This is a genomic window from Longivirga aurantiaca, from assembly GCF_042660085.1.
GTDB classification, from domain to species: Bacteria; Actinomycetota; Actinomycetes; order S36-B12; family CAIYMF01; genus Longivirga; species Longivirga aurantiaca.
Genome location: NZ_JBHSTI010000031.1, coordinates 1 through 19,844 on the forward strand (window position 1 = coordinate 1; position 19,844 = coordinate 19,844).

Genomic DNA, 19,844 nt, shown 5'->3' on the forward strand with positions numbered 1-19,844 from the left:
CCGAACGACGCGCGCTACCAAGCTGCGCCACACCCCGGTGGAGCGGAGCGAGTCTACGGGCCGGGCCGGTAGCCACCAAAACCGGGTGTCCCGGGGTGCTCAGACCCGCGTGAGGGTGAGCAGCGTGGCCTCGGGCGGGCACGAGAACCGCACCGGGGCGTACGGCGAGGTGCCGATCCCGGCCGACACGTGCAGCATCGCCCCGCGACCGTCGGCGCCGCCTGCGCCCGGCGTACCGGCGAGGTCTGCGCCACCCACGCGTGACAGGCCCTTGGCCTGTGCCGTAGGCAGGTCGCAGTTGGTCACGAGCGCACCCCAGAAGGGCACGCAGAGCTGTCCGCCGTGGGTGTGGCCGGCGAGGACGAGATCGGCGCCATCGGCCTCCATGGCGTCGATGATGCGGCGGTACGGCGCATGCGTGACGCCGAGCCGCAGATCCGCGTCGGCGGCGAACGGGCCGGCCACCTCGTCGTACCGGTCGAGACCGATGTGGGGGTCGTCGACCCCGCGGACGTCGAGGTCGAGGTCGCCGACCTTCACCCGCGTGGCGGCGTTGTCGAGGTCGTGCCACCCGGCGGCCGTGAGCCCGGCGACGAGGTCGCGCCAGGGCAGGGGCGGGCGCTGCGCGTCGAGGTCGGACGGGTTGGTCAGGTAGCGCCACGGCTTCACGATGCCGGGGCCGTAGTAGTCGTTCGAGCCGAGCACGAACAGGCCGGGCCGGTCGAGCAGCGGGCCGAGTGCGTCGAGCACCGAGGGGATGGCCTCCTGATGGGCCAGGAAGTCACCGGTGACCACGACGAGGTCGGGGTTCAGCGCGTCGAGGCTGCGCACCCAGGCCATGCGCCCCTTGTGACGGGGGGTGAGGTGCAGGTCGGAGATGTGCAGGACGCGGACCGGCGCGACGCCGTCGGGCAGCACGCGGGCCTCCTCGCGGCGCAGCGTGTAGCGGTGGGCCTCGGCGACCGAGTAGCCGAGACCGGCCGCCGCAGCGGCGCCGAGGGCGAGGGTGGTGCGGGCGAGGAGGTGCACCCGACCAGTATCCCCGCTGCCTCGGGTGCGGGGGTACGGGAGGATGTGGCCATGAGCACCGACGGCACCCTCTCCCAGCGCCTGCATGACGACCTCACCACCGCGATCCGCGGTCGGGACGAGGTCGCCTCCGCCACGCTGCGCATGGCGCTCACCGCCCTCACGAACGAGGCGAAGAGCGGCACCGAGGAGCGCGAGCTGACCGATGCCGACGTCATCACCGTGCTCGGCCGCGAGGCCAAGAAGCGGCGCGAGTCGGCCACGGCGTACGACGACGCGAACCGGCCCGAGCTCGCAGCCCGTGAGCGTGCCGAGCTCGCCGTCCTCGAGGGCTACCTGCCGCAGCAGCTGTCGGACGAGGAGCTCACGGCCCTCGTGGCGGACGCCGTGGCCGAGACGGGTGCGGAGTCGCCGAAGCAGATGGGCCTCGTCATGAAGGTGCTGACCCCCCGCATCGCGGGTCGCGCCGACGGTGGTCGCGTGGCGGCCGCCGTACGCAGCGCCCTCGGCGCCTGACGCCGTTCTGGTCTTTCCGCCGTCCCTGATGAAGGGACGAATTGTTCGGCTCTATTGGATGAAGGGCCCCTTCATCGCAAACCCCGGCTCCGTGAACGCGCCCGGGGGCCGTCAGGGGGAGGGGGACGGCGGGGGGCTGCTCGACGGCTTCGGGGGCTTGGTCGGCTTGGTGGGCTTGGCCGACGGGCTCGGGCTGCCGGTCGGCGAGGTCGACGGAGATCCCGACACGGAGTCGGTGGGCGACGCGGTGGGCGACGACGAGGTCGGCGTCGGCGAGGCGGTGGCCGCGACGAGGCTGTCGTAGATCCGCAGGTCGAAACGGGTCGACGGCACTCCGTCGAGGGCGCCGAGCATCGCCATCTTCCAGATGGGGCCGGGCAGCGTCGAGCCGAAGACCTGGCCGAAGTACGTGCCGCCGATGCGGATGTTCTTCATCGGGAACTTGTACTGGCCGCGCGGGTCGTACGTGGCCACAGCGGCGGCGATGTCGGGGGTGAACCCGACGAACCAGACGGCTGCCGAGTCGTTCGTCGTACCGGTCTTGCCGGCCGCGTCGCGACCGAGCGTCATCGGTGCGCCGGTGCGGCCCTGAATCGGGCCGTCGATGACGCCCTTGAGGATCACGGCGACGGAGTCGGCGACGCGACGCTCCATCACCTGCTGGCAGTCGGCCTTCGGGATCGGCAGGTCCTTGCCGTCGCGGTCGGTCACCTGCGAGATCGCGATCGGCTGGCAGCGCACGCCGTGGTTGGCGAAGACGGAGTAGGCGCTCGACATGCCGAGCGGGGTCACCTCGGACGTGCCGAGGGTGAACGACGGGCCGTCGAAGAGCGGGTCGCCGTTGCCCTTGGTGAGCCCGAGCTCGGCGGCGATCTCGGCGGGCCGGCAGTTGCCGGTCTTCTGCTCGAGCGCCATGAAGTACGTGTTCACCGAGAACGCCGTGCCCTGCAGCATGTTGAACGTGCCCGAGCCGGTCGAGTTTCCGACCGAGTAGGGCTCGTACTCCGCGCCGGTCTTGCAGTTCACGAAGCCGTCGAAGGTCTTGCGCGGAGGCGACACGATCTTCTCGAGCGGGTTGACCCGCTTCTCCATCGCCGCGGCCAGCGTGAACGCCTTGAACGTCGAGCCGGCCTGCGCGCCGATGCTCCCGCCCATGCTCGTGCCGACGTTGAAGTTGTACGTCGTGTTGCCCACGCCCTTGGTGCCCCACGAGCGGTTCTGCGCCATCGCGAGGATCTCGCCGGTGCTCGGCTTCACCATGGTGATGGCGGCGAGCTTCTTGCTGGCGTCCTTGCGCGGGATGTAGGTGTCGGCGGCGATCTGCGCGGACTTCTGCGCCTTGGGCTGCAGCGTCGTGCGGATGGTCAGGCCGCCCTTGCGCAGCAGGGCCTCGCGCGCGGCCGGAGTGGAGCCGAAGGCGGGGTCGGTGCGGACCACGCGGTAGACGTAGTCGCAGAAGAACGGCGCGTACGACGTGGTGCAGCCGTTGGTGGGACGGCGCGGCTTGAGGAACGACTTCGTGGAGATCTTGGCGGTCTTGTCGGCCTTGGCCTGGGAGATGTAGCCGAGCGCGGCCATCCGGTTGAGCACCTGGCGGCGGCGGTCCTGCGACAGCTTCGGGTTGCGCGTCGGGTCGTACGCCACCGGCCGCTGCACGGCACCGGCGAGCGTGGCGGCCTCGACGAGGGTGAGCTTGGCCGCCGACTTGTTGAAGTAGCGGCGCGCCGCGGCCTCGACGCCGTACGCACCGGCGCCGAAGTACGAGATGTTCAGGTAGCGCTCGAGGATCTCGTCCTTGCTGAGCTGGCGCTCGAGCGCCAGGGCGTAACGCATCTCCTTGAGCTTGCGGGTGTAGCTGCGCGCCACCGCCGCGCGCGCCTCCTCGGGCGTGGTCGCGAGGTTCACGAAGATGTTCTTCACGTACTGCTGGGTGAGGGTCGAGCCGCCCTGCACGCTGCCGTCGCCGGCGGAGTTGCCGACGAAGGCGCGGATGAGGCCGCGCGGGTCGACGCCGCGGTGCTCGTAGAACCGGCCGTCCTCGACGGCCACGACCGCCTGCTGCATCACCGGGGCGATCTCGCTGAGCGGCACCTCGATGCGGTTCTGCTCGTAGATCGTGGCGAGCACCGAGCCGTCGTTGGCGAGGATCCGCGAGCGCTGGGGCAGCGGCGGGGCCGTGAGCTGGGTCGGGAGGCTCTCGTAGCTCTCGATCGCCGACCGGGTGGCGACGCCCACGCCGCCCACGAAGGGGAGCGCGGCCCCGGCCACGAGCACGCCTGCAACCGCGCTCACCAGCACGAAGAGTGCGAGGCGCGAGAGGGAGGCGGCGAGGCTGGGCTTTCGGGACATGGCCTGTCGAGGATAGGCGGGTTCTGACCGTAGGACGTCCTCGGGCTCGCCGGGGTTCCCCCTGCGGGGGGCCCAGGAGGTAGGGCGGGCTCACGAAGTGCTCAACGGGGCGGTGGCTCAGCGGACCCACGTCTATGGCACGATATGACTAGCAAGGATCACCCGTCCTGGCCTGCCCGGCTCCTGCCCTCGTGCGTAGCGTCGCTCCCTGTCGGCGCAAGACCTGCGTCGGCAAGGCCCGAGACCGGGACGTCCTCCGGCCGCAGCACGCGGACGGCGTATTCGGTCGGGGGCCGCCCCGACGACCTAGGGGGAGGTTGAGTCCACCAGATGACCTGGACCACGGACTGGACCACGTCGGCTGCCTGTCGCGCGAGCGACCCGGACGCTTTGTTCGTGCAGGGCGCTGCCCAGAACCGCGCCAAGGCGATCTGCCTCGCCTGCCCGGTGCGCACCGAGTGCCTCGCTGACGCGCTCGACAACCGCATCGAGTTCGGCGTGTGGGGTGGCATGACCGAGCGCGAGCGCCGCGCCCTGCTGCGCCGACGCCCCCAGGTGACGAGCTGGCGACGCCTGCTCGAGACCGCGCGCGAGGAGTACGGCACCAGCGTCTCGCTCCTCGACCTCACCGAGGCGCGCGTCGCGGGCTGACGCCCGCTACAGCCGGTCGGCCAGGGCCTGGCCGACGAGGCGGAGCCCGTCGAGGTCGACCACGTCCGTCGGCAGCACCGGCACCGTCGCGATCTCGATCGTGCGGTGCACCGAGGTGAACCTCTCCGCCATGCGCCGCTGACGGTTGAGCGTCGCCACGCGATCGGCGTGGATGCGCAGCAGTGCGGCCGTGACCGACGTGCCCGAGTGCGTCTCGAGGCGGGCCGCTGCGGCGGTGGCTGTCGCGACGTCGAGCTCGGGCACGGTCGTGGTCTGCACGCGGTTGAGCACGAGCCCTGCGAGCGGCATGTTGTCGCTCTCGAGCCGCTCCACGAAGTACGACGCCTCGCGCAGGGCGTCGCGCTCAGGAGCGGCCACCACGAGGAACGCGGTGTCGGGCGCCTGCAGCATGTGGAACGTCTCGTCGGCCCGCTGCCGGAAGCCGCCGAAGAGGGTGTCGACCGAGCCGACGAACGTCTGGATGTCGGTGAGCACCTGGCCGCCGATGACGCGCGACAGCACGTTGGTGAAGACCCCGAACCCGGCCGTGATCACCTTCATGTAGGCGCGTCCGCCGGCCTTGGCAGGTGCGGCCAGGATGCGCAGGAACCGACCGTCGAGGAACGACCCGAGCCGGCGCGGGGCATCGAGGAAGTCCAGGGCCGAGCGGGACGGCGGGGTGTCGACGACGATCAGGTCCCACCGGTCCTCGGCCTCGGACCGCGCCCGCAGCTGGCCGAGCTTCTCCATCGCCATGTACTCCTGCGTGCCCGCGAACGAGCTCGACAGCGACTGGTAGAACGGGTTGGCGATGATCGTCCCGGCGCGCTCGGCGTCCGCGTTCGACTCGACGAACTCGTCGAACGTCCGCTTCATGTCCAGCATCATCGCGTCGAGCGTGCCGGTGCCGTCGACGCCGACGACCGGCCGCGGGTCGTTGTCGAGCTCGGTCAGGCCGAGGCTCTGCGCGAGGCGCCGAGCCGGGTCGATCGTGAGGACGACGACGCTGCGCCCGCGTTCGGCCGCACGCAGCGCGATCGCCGCGGCGGTCGTGGTCTTCCCGACCCCGCCGGATCCGCAGCAGACGAGGACGCGGATGTCGCGGTTGTCGAGCAGGGCGTCGACGTCGAGCGCCGGGGCGCGCGGGACGACCTCGCGCGTGAAGGTGCTCATGCCATCCCCTGCTCGCGCAGCAGGTCGGCGAGCTCGTAGAGCGTGCCGACGTCGACGCCGTCCGCGAGGAATGGCAGCTCGTACGTCGGACGGTGCAGCACCTCGAGGTTGTCGCGCTCGCGCTGCTCGAGCGCCACGCGCTCGGCGTGCTCGGCACCTTCGACCGCGAGCGCCCGCACGACGTCGTCGACGAGCACACCGCCGTGCGACCCGACGAGCGCGCCGTTGGGGGTCACGACCCCGGACGTCGCGAGGTCGTGCGCGATGGCGTCCTTGTCCAGCTTCCCCTTGCGCGCCTTGGCCTGCGCCGTCGCGGCGAGGAGCGGGCGGCGCATCTGATTCACGACGATCCCGCCCACAGGCAGCTTCGACGCGGTGAGCTCGTCGACGGCGTCGGTCGTCTCCTGCACCGGCATCTCCTCGAGCAGGGTCACCAGGTGCACCGCGGTGAGCGAGGAGGCGATGACCTCCATGACGGCGTCGGCCTGCGACCGGATGGGGCCCGTGCGAGCGAGGCCGGCCACCTCGGAGTTCACGTTGAGGAAGCGCGCGATCCGGCCCGTGGGCGGCGCGTCCATGACGACGGCGTCGTAGACGTGCTTGTTGCCGCTCTTGCGGCGCACGGCCTCCTTGGCCTTGCCCGTCAGCAGCACGTCGCGCACGCCCGGCGCGATGGTCGTCGCGAAGTCGATGGCGCCCATCCTGCGCAGCGCGGTGCCGGCACGGCGGAGGTTGTAGAACATCTCGAGGTACTCGAGCAGCGCCTCCTCGGGGTCGATCGCGAGCGCGAACACCTCGCCCCCGCCCGGAGCGGTCGCCACCTTGCGCTCGGCGTACGGCAGGGGCGGGACGTCGTAGATCTGGGACAGGCCCTGCCGGCCCTCCACCTCCACGACGAGCACCTTGCGGCCGCCGTGGGCCAGCGCGAGGGCGAGTGCGGCGGCGACCGTGGTCTTGCCCGTGCCGCCCTTGCCGGACACGACGTGGAGGCGGACGCCGCGCCAGTCGGGCGCGAGGACGTCGTCGTCCCGAGGCGGGGTCACGGCCCGAGACTACGGGCCTGCGGCCCGGCGTACCTGCTGAGCACCCGTCCCGGTGACGATGAACACCTCAGCCCCTAGGGTCGCCTCATGACCCAGTGGGAGTACGCGACCGTTCCTCTGCTCATCCATGCGACCAAGCAGATCCTCGACACGTGGGGCCAGGACGGGTGGGAGCTCGTCCAGGTGGTGCCCGGCCCCAACGCCGAGAACTACGTCGCCTACCTGAAGCGTCCGAAGGGCTGAGAAGCATGTCCGCAGTGGAGGACCGTCTCGCCGAGATCGGGCTCACCGTGCCCGAGGTGGTGCCGCCCGTCGCGGCGTACACCCCGGCCGTGCGCACCGGCTCGTACGTCTACGTCTCGGGCCAGCTGCCGATGGTGGCGGGCGCGATGGCGGCCACCGGCAAGGTGGGCGCCGATGTGACCCCGGAGCAGGCCAAGGAGCTCGCGCAGGCCTCGGCGCTCAACGCCATCGCGGCGCTGAAGTCGGTGATCGGCGACCTCGACAAGGTGACGCGCGTGGTCAAGGTCGTCGGCTTCGTCGCGTGCGTGCCCGAGTTCACCGGCGCCCCTGGCGTGATCAACGGTGCGAGCGAGCTGTTCGGCACCGCCTTCGGCGAGCGCGGGGTGCACGCGCGGTCGGCCGTCGGCGTCGCCTCGCTGCCGCTCGACGCCGCGGTCGAGGTCGAGGCGGTCTTCGAGGTCGCCGACTGAGCGCGGACGAGCTCGCCGGCCTGTCTCCACGGATCCGCGAGCGGGCCGAGCGCATCGCGCGCGGCGAGCTCGACCCGTCGTCGGTCGTCGCCCGCGACGCCGCGACGATCGCCCTGCTGCGCGACACCGACGCCGGCATCGAGGTCTTCCTCATGCGCCGTCAGCGCTCGATGGCCTTCGCCGCCGGGATGCACGTCTACCCCGGCGGTGCTGTCGAGGCGTCCGACTCCCGCGTGCCGGTCACCGCGACCACCGACCTTGCCGACGTGGCGCACAGGCTCTCGACCGACGACCCGGTCTCCGTGGTCGCCGCGGCGGCGCGGGAGACGTTCGAGGAGTGCGGCGTGCTCATCGCGGTCGACGAGGACGGCCGCCCGGTGGTGCTCGACGACTCCTTCGAGGGCGAGCGGGAGGAGCTCGCCGCGGGGCGGCTGCTGTTCGCCGACCTCCTGAACGCCCGGGGTCTCCGCGTGGACGGCGAGGCACTTGTGCCCTTCGCGCACTGGGTCACGCCGGAGGCGGAGGAGCGCCGGTACGACACCCGGTTCCTGGCCGCGCGCCTGCCCGACGGGCAGGACGCCACCGAGCGCGGCGGCGAGGCCGACCGCGTGGCGTGGTGGCGCCCGGCCGACGCGCTCGCGTCGTTCACCGCGGGCGAGACGGCGATGCTGCCGCCGACGGTCGCCACCCTCGCCGAGCTGGCGCAGCACGCGACGGTCGAGGCTGCGCTGCCGCGGTTGCGCGCGCTGACCGTCGTACCCCTGCTGCCGGCGCCGTACCTCGACGCCGACGGCGCTCTCGCCTGGCACCTCGTGCACGACCGCACCCGCGAGCCGATCGCGCCCGTCGCCGAGCCGCACGCCAGCGAGACCGACGGGGTCGGGCCGTGAGCGGCCTGGTCGTGCCGCTCGGCGGCGACGGCCCGTGGGCCGGAGGGGTTGTGACCCCTTCAGCCGTCTGCGTTCTCGCGGGCAACCCCGGGCCGATGACGCTCGACGGCACCAACACCTGGGTGCTGCGTGTGCCGGGCGAAGCGCTGGCTCTCGTCGTCGACCCCGGCCCGGCGCTGCCCGCCCACCTCGACGCGATCGAGGCCGCGCTCGACGGCGCCCGCGTGCTGCGCGTGCTGCTGACCCACGGGCACCCCGACCACGCCGAGGGCGCCGCCGACTTCGCCGCCCGCGTGCACGCTCCGGTCGCCGCGCTCGACCCTGCGCACCGCCTCGGCGACGAGGGCGTCGTGGACGGCGACGTGGTGGTGGCCGGCAGCCTCGAGGTGGCGGTCGTCGGCACCCCGGGGCACACGGCCGACTCGCTGTCGTTCCACCTGCGCAACGACGCCGCCCTCATCACCGGCGACACCGTGCTCGGCCGCGGCACCACGGTGGTCGCCCACCCCGACGGCCGCCTCGCCGACTACTTCCACTCGCTGCACCGCCTGCGCGCGCTGGCCGAGGAGACGGCGGCGTCGCACGTGCTCCCGGGCCACGGCCCGGCCCTCGCCGACACCGTCGCCGCGGTGACGGCGTACGAGCAGCACCGGCACGCCCGCCTCGACCAGGTGCGCGCCGCGCTCGCTGCCGGTGCCGTCACCGCCGACGACGTGGTCGAGGCGGTGTACGCCGACGTGCCGCGCGAGGTGTGGCCGGCCGCCCGGCTCAGCGTCCAGGCCCAGCTCGCCTACCTCGACCGCGACTGACACGCGGGCCCGCCGGGGTCGACACGCGCTGGAGACGACGCGATCGGACCCGGATCAGTCGTCGAGGAGGGCGGCGCGCAGCACGCGGTGCTCGTCGGCGCCCAGGGTGCCGGCGGCGAGGGCGTGGTCGAGGGCGGCGAGGCGCTCCTGCACCGTCCGGGAGTCCGGGATCGGGGCGCCGGCGGACGTCGCGCTGTCCGGCACCGACGGCGTCGCAGCGTCCGGGGCAGCGGGTGCCAGGCCGGCGGCTGGCGGCAGCAGCGGGTCGAGGGGTACGTCGTCGACGCGCCCACGGCGGCGGCGGCGCGAGCGGGCACGGGGCTCCACGACCTCGTCGCTCACCTTCGCGGTGCTGAGGCGGTAGAACCACCAGACGACGCCGATGGCGAGCGCCAGCACCACCACGCCGATGACCGACGGCGGCACGCCGGGCTGGTCCGCCGGGGCGACCTCGGCGAGCACGCTCAGGTGGTGCATGGCTCCTCGTTCCTGGACCGGTCTGCCGCTGCCCGCAAGGCTAGTGCGGCGACGGCGCAGGATCAGGTGGACCGGAGCGCCCGCAGCACGAGCTCTGAACCGGGAGAGGTCAGAAGGGCTGGCAGACCACGCTGGACACGCGCACCATCGTCGCGCCGTTCGCGGGGATCACGGCGCGCACCGTGACCGCCTTGCCCGACTTCACGTTCCGAGCCCCCACCACGTCGCTGCCGAGCCTGTTGCCCGACGGGCCGGCGAACAGCACGAGCGCGCTCAGCCGCTTGCAGGTCGACTTGGCCGCGAGCTGCAGCGCTTGGCAGCTGCCGCCGTCGGCGCAGGACGTGGTGAGCTTGAAGCCACCGATGTCGCCGACCGGCGTGAACCCGCGCGGCAGCTCGCCCTTGGGCGCGGCGGACTCCAGCGCCGCGGCCACGACCGACGCCGTCGCCGCCGGCTTGTTGTCCGGGCCGAAGATGCGGAACGCGGTCAGCGCGATCACGCCGACCACCGTGAGCACCAGCAGCGCGATGAGCCAGCCCTTGCCGCGGCCTGAGCTGACGATGACAGGGGTGTGCTCCGGGCCGGCGAAGCCGGCGCGCCCCGGGGCCGACACACCGCCGAAGCGGGAGACGCCGCCGCCGGCAGGCTCAGGCGTGGCGTGCAGGAACGACGAGCCGCCGCCCGCACCCGCTGGTGACGATGCTGTGGCGCCCGCGAAGGCGAGCTCGGGCACGAAGGCCTGCTCGGAGAGGAAGGAGTCGGGCACGAAGGTCTGCTGGGCGGGTGCCTCAGGGGCGCGGTCCTCGTGCGGGAGGGGGTGGCGTGGGTCGGGTGTGCCGGGCCGCAGCGGCTCGGCGGGTGCCGGGGCCGCAGCCTCGGGTGCGGACGGCGCGACCGCGGGCTCGGGCGCCACGTGCTGGGTCCAGGCAGCGCCGTCCCACCACCGGGTCTGCCCGGTCCCGTCGTCGTACCACCCCGCGCCGGGCACCTGCTCCTCCGTGGTCATGAGACCCCCGTCCACGGGCACGCCGACGGCGTGCCTCATCAGGGATCTCGGCACGGAGAGTGACAGGCTTGAGGCCGGGGGCCGGTCCGACGCGGGGGGCCGAGCACGCAGAGCCGCCCGGAGCGCCCGCCGGCGCCGCCTCAGGCGGGCTGGTCGGAGACGATGAGGCGCAGCGAGCGCCCCGACAGCCGGCCGAGCGGCACGCGCACGCTGCGGTCGCCGTCCACCCGTCCGACCGTGTCGCCGGAGAGCATGTCGATGACCCGGGCACCCTCGAACAGGCTCGAGGAGGTCACGGTGGTGACGACGTCCTCGCGCCCGAAGTTGAGCACCGTCATCTGGCGGTCGGGCGTGCCGTCGAGCGTGTGCACCATGACGAGCACACCGGCGTGGTCGACCGGCGGCACATCGAGCTGGTCGCCCGTGGCGATCCCGTTGTCGGCCCGGACGTGCAGCACGTCGGCGAGCCGCGAGGCGAACGATGTGGGGTCCTCGAGCTGCCGGGGCAGCGTGCCGTAGAGCGACCGACCCTTCGGCATGCCCGAGCTCGAGGTGCTGATGTCCGGGTCGAAGCCCATGAGGTCGTACGCCGACCGGTGGATCCACCGGGTGTCGCCGTCCTCGATGAGCTCGGCGACGGCATCGCGCGGGAGGGTCAGGGCGCCGACGAGGTCCCAGCCCGAGAGGCAGAAGACGCCGGGCTGCCACGCGTTGAACATCGCCAGCAGCAGGTGCGCGCTGACGACGTCGGCCAGCTGGTCCTGGGTCATCCGCTTGAGGTCCACGATGCCGAGCGACGCCGTCACCACGGTGGCGGTGGTGGAGGCGATGCCGTTGGTCGTGAACAGCGCGTTGTAGGGGCCCGCATCGCCCGTGAGGTGCGCGACGAGGTCGGCCCGGATCTCCGCCGCGAGCTGCTCGCCCGAGAGGTCGCGGCCGCGGAAGACGAAGCGGTCGTGGCGGTGGCCGGACTCGAAGTGGACGAGCTCGTAGGTCAGCTCGTCGTGGTTCTGCAACGCGTGCACGAGCTGCACCGGCTGCACGCCGATCGCGAGCGACGCGTTGAGGGTGAGGCGCAGGAACTCGGTCTCGCCGGTGGCGAGGGCGTGGTGGTACGCCGGCCGGTTCACGAAGTCGTACGACAGGTCGGCCCCGCGCAGCGAGTTGGCCTTGATGTCGTTGATCGTGAGGTTGAGCTCCTGGAAGGTGAAGCCGCCCATGCTGCGGACGGACGCCGCGATCATGTGGTTGGCGGCCTCGGACAGCGGGTGGTTCTCCGACCAGGCGGGGTTGCCCGGCGTCGTCTTCTCCAGGCCGAGGAAGCCGTTCGCGTCGAGGCGCAGGGCCCCGGCGCCGAGGTCGCCGAGCGAGTGCAGCGCGTCGCCCACCACGAGGCGTGCGGCCGCGAAGGTGGGGTCGAGCCAGTTGAGCGAGGGCTGCCCCTCCTTGAAGTAGTGCAGGTAGACCCAGCGCCGCTCGACGCCGTCGACGCCGAGCACCGGGCCGGTGGTGCTCCAGTTCGTCTCCTTGATGCCGGGTGTCGCGAAGATGACCCGCTGCATCTGGCCGACGATGTAGCCGAGCGACTCGAGCTCGGCCTCGGTGGCGGTGTCGATGTTCTCGGAGTCCTGGCCGTCCGGGATGTCGGGGAGCAGGCTCCAGTGCTCCGGCGCGATCTCCACCATGTGGTAGATGCCGGTGTAGTCGCCGTACCTCATCGTCGCGAGGCGGAAGTCCGCGCCCTTGCCGGTGTGGCCGGGGACGACGTCGTCGATCACGGTGCCGCCGTGGTGCGCGGCGGTGTCGACCATCGCGCGGAACTCGTCGGCGCTGCCGAACATCGGGTCGATGCGGGTGGAGATGCGGTCGAAGCTGCCGTCGGTGCTCGGGGTGTGCGACCACCCCGACACACCGCCCGAGGCCTTGACCGGCCCCGTGTGCACGGCGGTGATGCCGATGCGCTCGAACGCCGTCCACAGCTCGACGTCGCCGAGCGTGGCGAGGAACGACCGCCCACGGCGGCCGATGAGGGAGGCCGGGTAGGCGCTGAACCACGTGGATGCGGACGCGATCGCCGCCCGCGGGTCGGGGAGCGCGTACGGGTTGCGCCACTTGCTGCCCGAGCCGGAGAACTGCCGGGCGAGCTCGGTGGCGTCACGCAGCATCGACTGGTCGACGAGCCAGGCGACGTACCCGGGGTCGGCCGCGGTGGGCTCGCCGTCGCCGGGGGATGTGGTGGTGTGGACCAGCCGCCCGCGCGGCTTGTAGCGCGCGAGGCGTACCGGCCGCTCGGGGGGCTCATGAGCCCCGGCCGCGATCTGCTCGGTGCTCATCGAAGGGCTACCGGGCGCGTCGCTGCAGACGCTCGACGTCGAGCAGCACGACCGAGCGCGACTCGAGGCGCAGCCACCCGCGCGAGGCGAAGTCGGCGAGCGCCTTGTTGACCGTCTCGCGCGAGGCGCCGACGAGCTGGGCGAGCTCCTCCTGCGTCATGTCGTGCGTGACGTGGAGGCCGTCCGGCATGGACTGCCCGAAGCGCTCGCCGAGGTCGAGCAGCGCCTTGGCGACACGGCCGGGGACGTCGGAGAACACCAGGTCGGAGAGCGCCTCGTTCGTACGGCGCAGGCGCTGGGCCAGCGCGCGGAGCAGCGACTCGGCCACCTCGGGGCGGCCGGTGAGCCAGGGGCGCAGCGCGGTGTGGCCGAGGCCGAGCACGGTGGCGTCGGTCAGCGCGGTGGCGGTGGCCGTGCGGGGGCCCGGGTCGAACAGCGAGAGCTCGCCGAACATCTCGCCCTCGCCCATGACGGCGAGGAGGGTCTCGCGGCCGTCGGGTGCCGCGTGGCCGAGCTTGATCTTGCCGTCGGTGACGACGTAGAGCCGGTCGCCGGGGTCGCCCTCGGAGAAGAGGACGTCGCCCTTGAGCATGCGGCGCTCGTCCATGGAGGCCTTCAGCGCAGCCGCCGCCTCGATGTCGAGTGCGGCGAACAGCGGCGCGCTCATGAGCACGTCGTCCACGCGGGTCCTCCCTGCAGCACCGGGCGATGGGCCGCCCAGGATCCGTCACCGCCGGCAGGCGCACCGGCGGCGTGCACAGTCTGTCGCATCCGGGGCCTGCTGCGGACGGTGACTCGCATGCGACTTCGCGAACTCTCGCGCGGGTGTCCCCCGACCGGTCGGTCGTGGGCCCGGCGGTCACTGCAGGACGGTGCGGCCGAGCGGGTCGCCGGGAAGGGTCTGCAGGGCGAGCAGGGGCTGCTCGCGGTAGCGCGCGATGAGCTCGCGCGTGATGTGCTCCGCGCGGCTCAGCACCTCGTCGCGGTAGGCGTCGAGGTCGGTGGCCGCCGTCTCGAGGTCGGTGGCGAGGCACGCCACGGCGGGCTCGTCCGAGGCGTCGACCCGCCTGCTCCACACCTCCGCCAGGTCCGGGAGCGGCGCGAGGTCGCCCACGGTGCTGACGTCGAGGTGCTCGAGCCGGTCGAGCGCCGTGTCGGCCTCCTGCAGGACACCGGTCAGGTCGGCCACCGGCTCGCGGTCGGTGGCGCCGGAGCGGACGGCGTCCAGGCGCCCCGTGACGATGCGTCGCCAGTACGCGACCTTGGTCTCCTCGTCGCCGAGCCGGGCGCGCAGCTCGCGCAGCTGGTCCAGGCCGAGGTGGTCGTAGGCGTGGTCGCGCTCGGGCGGCGGGATGGCAGCGCGGGCGGCCTTGCGGGCCGCTCGCCGGGCCTTCGCGTCCTCGGCGCGCGCCAGTGCGGCGTCCGCCGCGTCCTGCGAGCCGTCGAGAAGATCGTTGCTCATATGTGCCTCGTACCCCCGTGTCGGGAACGCGTGTTTCCCCTCCCCGGAGGGGACGGTACGCCCTCGGGGCCCACGTTGTGCTACCGCCACGTCACTCTCTGGGCACGTTCACGGGGGGTGACGTGATCACCCCCCGTGTTCACGCTCCCAGCACGGAGAGCGACGGCCGGGCGTCCGGACGGCGTCGCCGTCCGGACGCGACGGTGCTGCCACGTACCCTGGACGGACCATGCCCGCCTCGTCCGCCGCCGCGCCGCTCCCTGCGAGCACGCCCACCGGCGAGACCCGCACCGCGCTCGTCCGCCGGGCCCGGCGGATCGACCGGGTGCTGGCGGAGACCTACCCCGACGCCCACTGCGAGCTCGACTTCACCACGCCGCTCGAGCTGCTCGTGGCCACGATCCTGTCGGCGCAATCCACCGACCGCCGGGTGAACGGCGTGACGCCGGCCCTGTTCGCCCGCTTCCCGGACGCTGCGGCGTACGCCTCGGCCGACCGCGACGTGATCGAGGAGATCATCCGCCCGACCGGCTTCTTCCGCGCCAAGACCTCCTCGCTCATCGGCCTCGGTCAGGCGCTGTGCGAGCGGTACGACGGCGAGGTGCCCGGACGGCTGAAGGACCTCGTCACGCTGCCGGGTGTCGGCCGCAAGACCGCGAACGTCGTCCTCGGCAACGCGTTCGGCGTCCCGGGCATCACGGTCGACACCCACCTCGGCCGCCTCGCGCGCCGGTTCGGGTGGACCGTCGAGACCGACCCCGACAAGGTCGAGGCCGAGATCGCCACGCTCATCCCGAAGCGCGACTGGACGATGATGAGCCACCGCGTGATCTTCCACGGACGGCGCTGCTGCCACGCCCGCAAGCCCGCGTGCGGCGCGTGCCCGCTGGCGCGGCTGTGCCCGGCGTACGGCGAGGGCCCCACCGACCCCGTCGAGGCCGCGAAGCTCGTGACCACCGAGGGGCGCGCATGAGGCCGGCCGTCCGGGGGCTGGCGCTGCTGGCTGCGGCAGTGCTGCTCGCCGGGTGCAGCGGGCCGTCCGACGCCGGCGGGCGCGTCACGCCGGCTCCGGGCTCCTCGACCGGCTCGGTCGGAGGGCCCGCGCCGTCGGCCCCGGCCGACCTCGTCGCCGCTGCCGACCTCGCCGACTGCCCGGCGACCGACCCCGACGCGTCGCCCCGCGACGACGGTCTCCCCGACCTCACGCTGCCGTGCCTCGGCGACGGCCCCGAGGTGCGCCTCGCGGGGCTGCGCGGCACCCCGACGGTCATCAACCTGTGGGCCTCCTGGTGCACGCCGTGCCGCGACGAGCTCCCGCTGTTCGCGGATCTCGCCGCCACGGGGAAGGTGCGCGTCGTCGGCATCTCGGTGCAGGACGACCCCGGCGCGTCCCTGTCGCTGCTCGCCGACGTCGACGTCCACTACGCGTCGGTCATGGACTACGACGGCGTCACGAAGGCGGCCCTGCGCTGGGTCGGGCTGCCGATGACGCTGTTCGTGTCCGCGGACGGGGTGGTCACGCACGTCGAGCGCGGCCAGATCACCACGGCCGAGCAGCTCGACTCGCTCGTCGCCCAGACGCTCGGCGTCGTGGTGACCACGTGATCCCCGCCGACCTCCCGGAGTGGCTGCGCCCCGTCGCCGAGGGGGCCGCAGCCATCCGCGGCGAGCAGCTGTCGCGCTGGCTGCCGCCCCCCGAGGGCGGACGGCAGTCGGCCGTCCTCGTGCTCTTCGGCGAGGGTGACGACGGGCCCGACCTGCTGCTCATCGAGCGGTCGTCGACCATGAACAGCCATGCGGGTCAGCCCGCGTTCCCCGGCGGTGCGGTCGACGACACGGACGCCGACGTCATCGCGGCCGCCCTGCGCGAGGCCGAGGAGGAGACGGGGCTCGACCCCGCGGGTGTGCACGTCCTCGCGACGCTGCCCGAGCTCTACCTGCCTCCGAGCGGCTTCGTCGTCACCCCCGTCATCGGCTGGTGGCGTGCGCCGTCGCCGGTGCGCGTGGTCGACCGCGGTGAGGTGGAGCGGGTCGAGCGCGTCCCGCTCGCGGAGCTGCTCGACCCGGCCAACCGCTACTCCGTGCGGCACCCGTCGGGCTACGTGGGCCCGGCGTTCGGAGTCCGCGGTCTCGTGGTCTGGGGCTTCACGGCCGGCTTGCTGTCGCGTCTGTTCGCGCTCGTCGGCTGGGAGCAGCCGTGGGACGAGGACGACGTGCGGGAGCTGGGGCACTGGTGAGCCTCAACATCCTGGACTGGGTCCTGCTCGTGATGCTGGTCGTCGCGGCCGTGTCCGGCTGGAGGCAGGGGCTGGTCTCGGGGGTGCTGTCGTTCGCGGGGTTCATCGCCGGGGCGATCACGGGAGCGCTGATCGCGCCGTACCTGATCGGCGGGGTCGAGGGCGTCTTCAGCTTCCTTCTCGCGATGGGCATCGTGATCGTGGGCGCCGGCGTGGGCAACTGGGCCGCGAGCCTCGTCGGCACCTGGGTGCGCGACTCCGTCACGTGGTCGCCCGCCCGCCTCGTCGACTCGGTCGGCGGCTCCCTGTTCGGCCTCCTGTCCGTTGCGCTGATCCTGTGGATGGTGGGCTCGGCCGCGCTCGGCGTACCGCTCGGGCCGGTGTCGACCCAGGTGCGCGGCTCGGCCGTCCTGGGCCAGATCGACGCAGCGATCCCCGAGTCCGCCCGAGACGTCATCGACGGGCTGCGCAGCGCGCTCGACTCTTCGGGACTGCCCGAGGCGTTCGCCGGCTTCACGCTGCCGCCGATCATCCCGGTGGACGAGCCCGACCCGACCCTCGGCGTCGACCCCGCTGTGCGGCAGACGTTCGGCTCGCTCGTGAAGGTGCAGGGCGTGGCGGAGGCCTGCAGCGCGGTGGTGGACGGATCCGGGTTCGTCTTCGCGCCCGACCGCGTGATGACCAACGCGCACGTGGTCGCGGGCATGGACGACCCCTTCGTGACGATCCGCGGCACCGGGAAGGCCTACCGCGCGGTCGTGGTCTACCTCGACTCCCAGGTCGACGTCGCCGTGCTCTACGTGCCGGGTCTCGACGCCCCGGTGCTCGACTTCGCCGCCCGTCAGGCCGAGCGCGGCGACGACGCCGTGGTGGCCGGGTTCCCGGGCGGTGGCCGCCTCACCGCTACGCCCGCCCGCGTGCGCGGCGTGATCACCGCGCGCGGCACCGACATCTACGACAGCCGCAACGTCGTCCGCGAGGTCTACGCCATTCGGGGCGAGGTGCTCCCGGGCAACAGCGGCGGGCCGCTGCTCTCGCCCGCGGGCGACGTGTACGGCGTCGTCTTCGCGGCTGCGGTCGGCGACTCGAGCTCGGGCTACGCCCTCACCGCCCAGGAGGTGGCGGCCGCGGCACGGACCGGGGCCAGCGCCACCGAGCCCGTCTTCACCGGGTCCTGCGCCACCAGCTGATCCGGGGTGCGACCGGCCCTAGAGGCCGGTGTCGCTGTGCGCCCGCAGCCAGGGGATGAGGGCGGCGTCGAACGCGGCCGGGTCCTCCTCCTGCGGGAAGTGCCCGACGCCGTCGAGGTCGACCCGGTCGTACCCGGCACCGGCGTACTCGTCCGAGCCGTCGACGCTGCTCGGCAGGATCGCACCGTCGTGCAGGCCGTGGATCTGCAGCACCGGCACGACCACGGGCTCGGCCACGACGGCCTGGAACCTGCGGCCGTCCCGGCGCGGGATCGACCGGATCGCCCAGCGGTGGAACTCCACCGAGCAGTGCGCGGTGTTGGGCACGAGCATCGCCGACCGGTAGACCGCGGCGGTCTCCTCGTCGGGCCAGGCCGAGCCGGACCAGCGGCGCAGGAGCTGCTCGACGAGCGCGGCGTCGTTGCGGGTGAGCTGGCGCTCGGGCACGAACGGCCGCTGGAACCCGACGACGTAGCCGGCGAGCCGGCGCTGCGGCCCGTCGGACAGGAACGCGCGGCGCAGCGGCGCCGGGTGCGGCATGGCCACGGTGACGATGCCGCGCGTGACGTCGGGGTGCTGCGCGGCGACGGTCCAGGCGACCAGGCCGCCCCAGCCCTGACCGACGACGAACGCGTCGGGCTCGCCGAGCGCGCGCACGAGGCCCGCGACGTCGGCCGCGAGGGTGAGGGGGTCGTAGCCGTGCGGCGTGTGGTCGCTGCCGCCGTACCCGCGCATGTCGACGGCGACGGCGCGGAAGCCTGCGGCGGCGAGGGACTCGAGCTGGTGCCGCCACGTCCACCAGAACGTCGGGAACCCATGCAGCAGCACCACGAGCGGGCCGTCGCCCGCCTCCACGACGTGAAAGCGGCACGCGTTGGCCGTGACGTCGCGGTGGGTCCAGGGACCTTCGCGGCGGACGACCTCAGCGGGTTCGGGCAGCACGGTGCGACGGCCTCGCGGTGGTAGGCAGGGAGATCAGGAGGCGCCGGGCTTGGGCCCCTGGGCCGGTGCGGCCGGGGTGGTCGGCGAAGTCGCCGGCTTCGGCGCGGTCGTGAGCGCCGTCGTCGTGGCGGCGGCCGAGGGAGCCGGCGCGGCGGCCGAGGCGGTCGAGCTCGCACCGGCGGGGGCGGCGTCGGGCATCGGCTTGCGGGACAGGACGGCCTTGGTCTTCTCGATCGAGGCCGGGGAGGCCTCGAGGCCCTTGACCTTCTCGAGCTGCTTGCGGCCGACGAGACCGAGGATCACGGCGGTGATGATGAGCAGGAGGGTGACGATGCCGAACGCGGCCCAGGTGGGGAGCCACTCGTCGAGCAGCCACGCGAGGGTGAGCAGGAGGAACAGCGCCCCCGTGCCCGCGATCACCGCGGCGCCGACGAGCAGGCCGGAGCCCGACGCGACGGTGCGCGCCTGCTGGCTGATCTCGGCCTTCACCAGCTCGATCTCACCGCGCAGCAGCGTGGAGATGTCCTGGGTGACCCCCGAGATCATCGTCCCGAGGGACTGCTTCTCGCTCACGGACGTGACCTCCTGATCGGTCCCGGGCTGGGACGTCGCTCCCCGAGGCTATCCATTCGACGGCTCGTCCGCGCCGCCGCCGGGATCCTGGCCGGGGACTCCTGCGGCTGTGCCCGCCGCCGGGCCGAGGTCCGGCTCCATGATCCGGTAGACGTCGGGAACGCCGTCACCGTCGTCGTCTGCCTCCTCGACGGCTGCGATCTCGGCGTACGCCCGGCGCCGGCGGCCGAGCGCCACGGCCGCGAGCAGGGCCGCCACCACGGAGGCGGCGAGGATGCCGATCTTCGCCTCGGTGAGCCGGGAGGCGTCGTCCTCGAACGCGAGCTCGCCGATGAGCAGGCTGACCGTGAACCCGATGCCGGCGAGGATGCCGACCGCGAGGACGTCGGCCCAGCGCAGGCTGGCCGACAGGCTCGCGCGGGTATACCGGGCGACGAGCCACGCGCCGCCG

General features: G+C 73.2%; 22 protein-coding genes. 10 read left to right on the forward strand and 12 right to left on the reverse strand.

What is annotated here, in order from left to right; translation table 11 throughout:
* Positions 1-99 precede the first annotated feature (99 nt).
* The gene (locus tag ACFQGU_RS16325) at positions 100-1,029 is read right to left on the reverse strand and encodes a metallophosphoesterase (RefSeq protein WP_386768738.1); all 930 of its coding nucleotides are present in this window, start codon (positions 1,027-1,029) and stop codon (positions 100-102) included.
* A 51-nt stretch (positions 1,030-1,080) separates the two neighbouring features.
* Between ACFQGU_RS16325 and ACFQGU_RS16330 the strand changes: the two genes are divergently transcribed.
* The gene (locus ACFQGU_RS16330) at positions 1,081-1,545 is read left to right on the forward strand and encodes a GatB/YqeY domain-containing protein (protein WP_386768740.1); all 465 of its coding nucleotides are present in this window, start codon (positions 1,081-1,083) and stop codon (positions 1,543-1,545) included.
* Positions 1,546-1,656: 111 nt separating this feature from the next.
* Here the strand turns inward: ACFQGU_RS16330 and ACFQGU_RS16335 are convergent, their stop codons facing one another.
* Positions 1,657-3,894 (reverse strand): transglycosylase domain-containing protein, encoded by a 2,238-nt coding sequence (locus ACFQGU_RS16335; protein WP_386768742.1) that lies wholly within the window; start codon positions 3,892-3,894, stop codon positions 1,657-1,659.
* A 330-nt stretch (positions 3,895-4,224) separates the two neighbouring features.
* Here ACFQGU_RS16335 and ACFQGU_RS16340 point away from each other — a divergent pair, with 330 nt between their 5' ends.
* Positions 4,225-4,545 carry a WhiB family transcriptional regulator gene (locus ACFQGU_RS16340; protein ID WP_386768744.1) on the forward strand — a complete coding sequence of 107 codons (321 nt, stop codon included), beginning with the start codon at positions 4,225-4,227 and terminating at the stop codon, positions 4,543-4,545.
* A gap of 6 nt (positions 4,546-4,551) precedes the next feature.
* Here ACFQGU_RS16340 and ACFQGU_RS16345 read toward each other — a convergent pair whose 3' ends face one another.
* Positions 4,552-5,718 carry an ArsA family ATPase gene (locus ACFQGU_RS16345; RefSeq protein WP_386768746.1) on the reverse strand — a complete coding sequence of 389 codons (1,167 nt, stop codon included), beginning with the start codon at positions 5,716-5,718 and terminating at the stop codon, positions 4,552-4,554.
* On the reverse strand, positions 5,715-6,761 hold the full coding sequence (locus ACFQGU_RS16350; RefSeq protein WP_386768748.1) for an ArsA-related P-loop ATPase: 1,047 nt from the start codon (positions 6,759-6,761) through the stop codon (positions 5,715-5,717). Before ACFQGU_RS16350 ends, ACFQGU_RS16345 begins: the two co-directional genes overlap by 4 nt.
* Positions 6,762-6,848: 87 nt before the next feature.
* Here ACFQGU_RS16350 and ACFQGU_RS16355 point away from each other — a divergent pair, with 87 nt between their 5' ends.
* The 4 genes from ACFQGU_RS16355 to ACFQGU_RS16370 all read left to right on the forward strand — a co-directional run bounded on the left by ACFQGU_RS16355 (position 6,849) and on the right by ACFQGU_RS16370 (position 9,173).
* Positions 6,849-7,004 (forward strand): DUF4177 domain-containing protein, encoded by a 156-nt coding sequence (locus ACFQGU_RS16355; protein ID WP_386768750.1) that lies wholly within the window; start codon positions 6,849-6,851, stop codon positions 7,002-7,004.
* Between the two features lie 5 nt (positions 7,005-7,009).
* Positions 7,010-7,474, forward strand: coding sequence for a RidA family protein (locus ACFQGU_RS16360; RefSeq protein WP_386768752.1), 465 nt, complete (start codon positions 7,010-7,012; stop codon positions 7,472-7,474).
* Positions 7,475-7,626: 152 nt separating this feature from the next.
* Positions 7,627-8,364, forward strand: coding sequence for an NUDIX hydrolase (locus ACFQGU_RS16365; protein WP_386768754.1), 738 nt, complete (start codon positions 7,627-7,629; stop codon positions 8,362-8,364).
* Positions 8,361-9,173 (forward strand): MBL fold metallo-hydrolase, encoded by an 813-nt coding sequence (locus tag ACFQGU_RS16370; RefSeq protein WP_386768756.1) that lies wholly within the window; start codon positions 8,361-8,363, stop codon positions 9,171-9,173. Before ACFQGU_RS16365 ends, ACFQGU_RS16370 begins: the two co-directional genes overlap by 4 nt.
* 54 nt (positions 9,174-9,227) lie before the next feature.
* On the opposite strand, the gene ACFQGU_RS16375 is transcribed toward ACFQGU_RS16370, so the two are convergent.
* The 5 genes from ACFQGU_RS16375 to ACFQGU_RS16395 form a co-directional block, all read right to left on the reverse strand.
* Complete coding sequence (locus tag ACFQGU_RS16375) at positions 9,228-9,650, reverse strand: hypothetical protein (RefSeq protein ID WP_386768758.1); 423 nt, start codon at positions 9,648-9,650, stop codon at positions 9,228-9,230.
* Positions 9,651-9,759: 109 nt separating this feature from the next.
* A complete protein-coding gene (locus tag ACFQGU_RS16380; RefSeq protein ID WP_386768760.1) occupies positions 9,760-10,656 on the reverse strand; it encodes a DUF2510 domain-containing protein in 897 nt (298 codons plus the stop codon).
* A gap of 140 nt (positions 10,657-10,796) precedes the next feature.
* Positions 10,797-12,989 (reverse strand): maltose alpha-D-glucosyltransferase, encoded by a 2,193-nt coding sequence (treS, locus tag ACFQGU_RS16385; RefSeq protein WP_386768762.1) that lies wholly within the window; start codon positions 12,987-12,989, stop codon positions 10,797-10,799.
* 7 nt (positions 12,990-12,996) lie between these two features.
* Positions 12,997-13,671 carry a Crp/Fnr family transcriptional regulator gene (locus ACFQGU_RS16390; protein WP_386768764.1) on the reverse strand — a complete coding sequence of 225 codons (675 nt, stop codon included), beginning with the start codon at positions 13,669-13,671 and terminating at the stop codon, positions 12,997-12,999.
* Positions 13,672-13,848: 177 nt separating this feature from the next.
* The gene (locus ACFQGU_RS16395) at positions 13,849-14,451 is read right to left on the reverse strand and encodes an RsiG family protein (protein WP_386768766.1); all 603 of its coding nucleotides are present in this window, start codon (positions 14,449-14,451) and stop codon (positions 13,849-13,851) included.
* A 229-nt stretch (positions 14,452-14,680) separates the two neighbouring features.
* On the opposite strand from ACFQGU_RS16395, the gene nth reads away from it, so the two are divergent.
* Genes nth through ACFQGU_RS16415 form a run of 4 tightly spaced genes read left to right on the forward strand, consistent with a single transcriptional unit; the run spans position 14,681 to position 17,878 of the window.
* Complete coding sequence (nth, locus tag ACFQGU_RS16400; RefSeq protein ID WP_386768768.1) at positions 14,681-15,424, forward strand: endonuclease III; 744 nt, start codon at positions 14,681-14,683, stop codon at positions 15,422-15,424.
* Complete coding sequence (locus tag ACFQGU_RS16405) at positions 15,421-16,056, forward strand: TlpA family protein disulfide reductase (protein ID WP_386768770.1); 636 nt, start codon at positions 15,421-15,423, stop codon at positions 16,054-16,056. The genes nth and ACFQGU_RS16405 overlap by 4 nt, the downstream gene beginning before the upstream one ends.
* The gene (locus ACFQGU_RS16410; RefSeq protein WP_386768772.1) at positions 16,053-16,688 is read left to right on the forward strand and encodes an NUDIX hydrolase; all 636 of its coding nucleotides are present in this window, start codon (positions 16,053-16,055) and stop codon (positions 16,686-16,688) included. The genes ACFQGU_RS16405 and ACFQGU_RS16410 overlap by 4 nt, the downstream gene beginning before the upstream one ends.
* Positions 16,685-17,878 (forward strand): MarP family serine protease, encoded by a 1,194-nt coding sequence (locus ACFQGU_RS16415; RefSeq protein WP_386768774.1) that lies wholly within the window; start codon positions 16,685-16,687, stop codon positions 17,876-17,878. Before ACFQGU_RS16410 ends, ACFQGU_RS16415 begins: the two co-directional genes overlap by 4 nt.
* An 18-nt stretch (positions 17,879-17,896) precedes the next feature.
* Here the strand turns inward: ACFQGU_RS16415 and ACFQGU_RS16420 are convergent, their stop codons facing one another.
* From ACFQGU_RS16420 to ACFQGU_RS16430, 3 genes are all read right to left on the reverse strand, one after another.
* Positions 17,897-18,820, reverse strand: a complete 924-nt coding sequence (locus tag ACFQGU_RS16420; RefSeq protein WP_386768776.1) for an alpha/beta fold hydrolase — start codon at positions 18,818-18,820, stop codon at positions 17,897-17,899.
* 33 nt (positions 18,821-18,853) lie between these two features.
* The gene (locus ACFQGU_RS16425; protein ID WP_386768778.1) at positions 18,854-19,393 is read right to left on the reverse strand and encodes a phage holin family protein; all 540 of its coding nucleotides are present in this window, start codon (positions 19,391-19,393) and stop codon (positions 18,854-18,856) included.
* Between the two features lie 48 nt (positions 19,394-19,441).
* The coding region (locus ACFQGU_RS16430; RefSeq protein ID WP_386768780.1) for a Na+/H+ antiporter NhaA at positions 19,442-19,844 on the reverse strand (403 nt) is incomplete at its 5' end.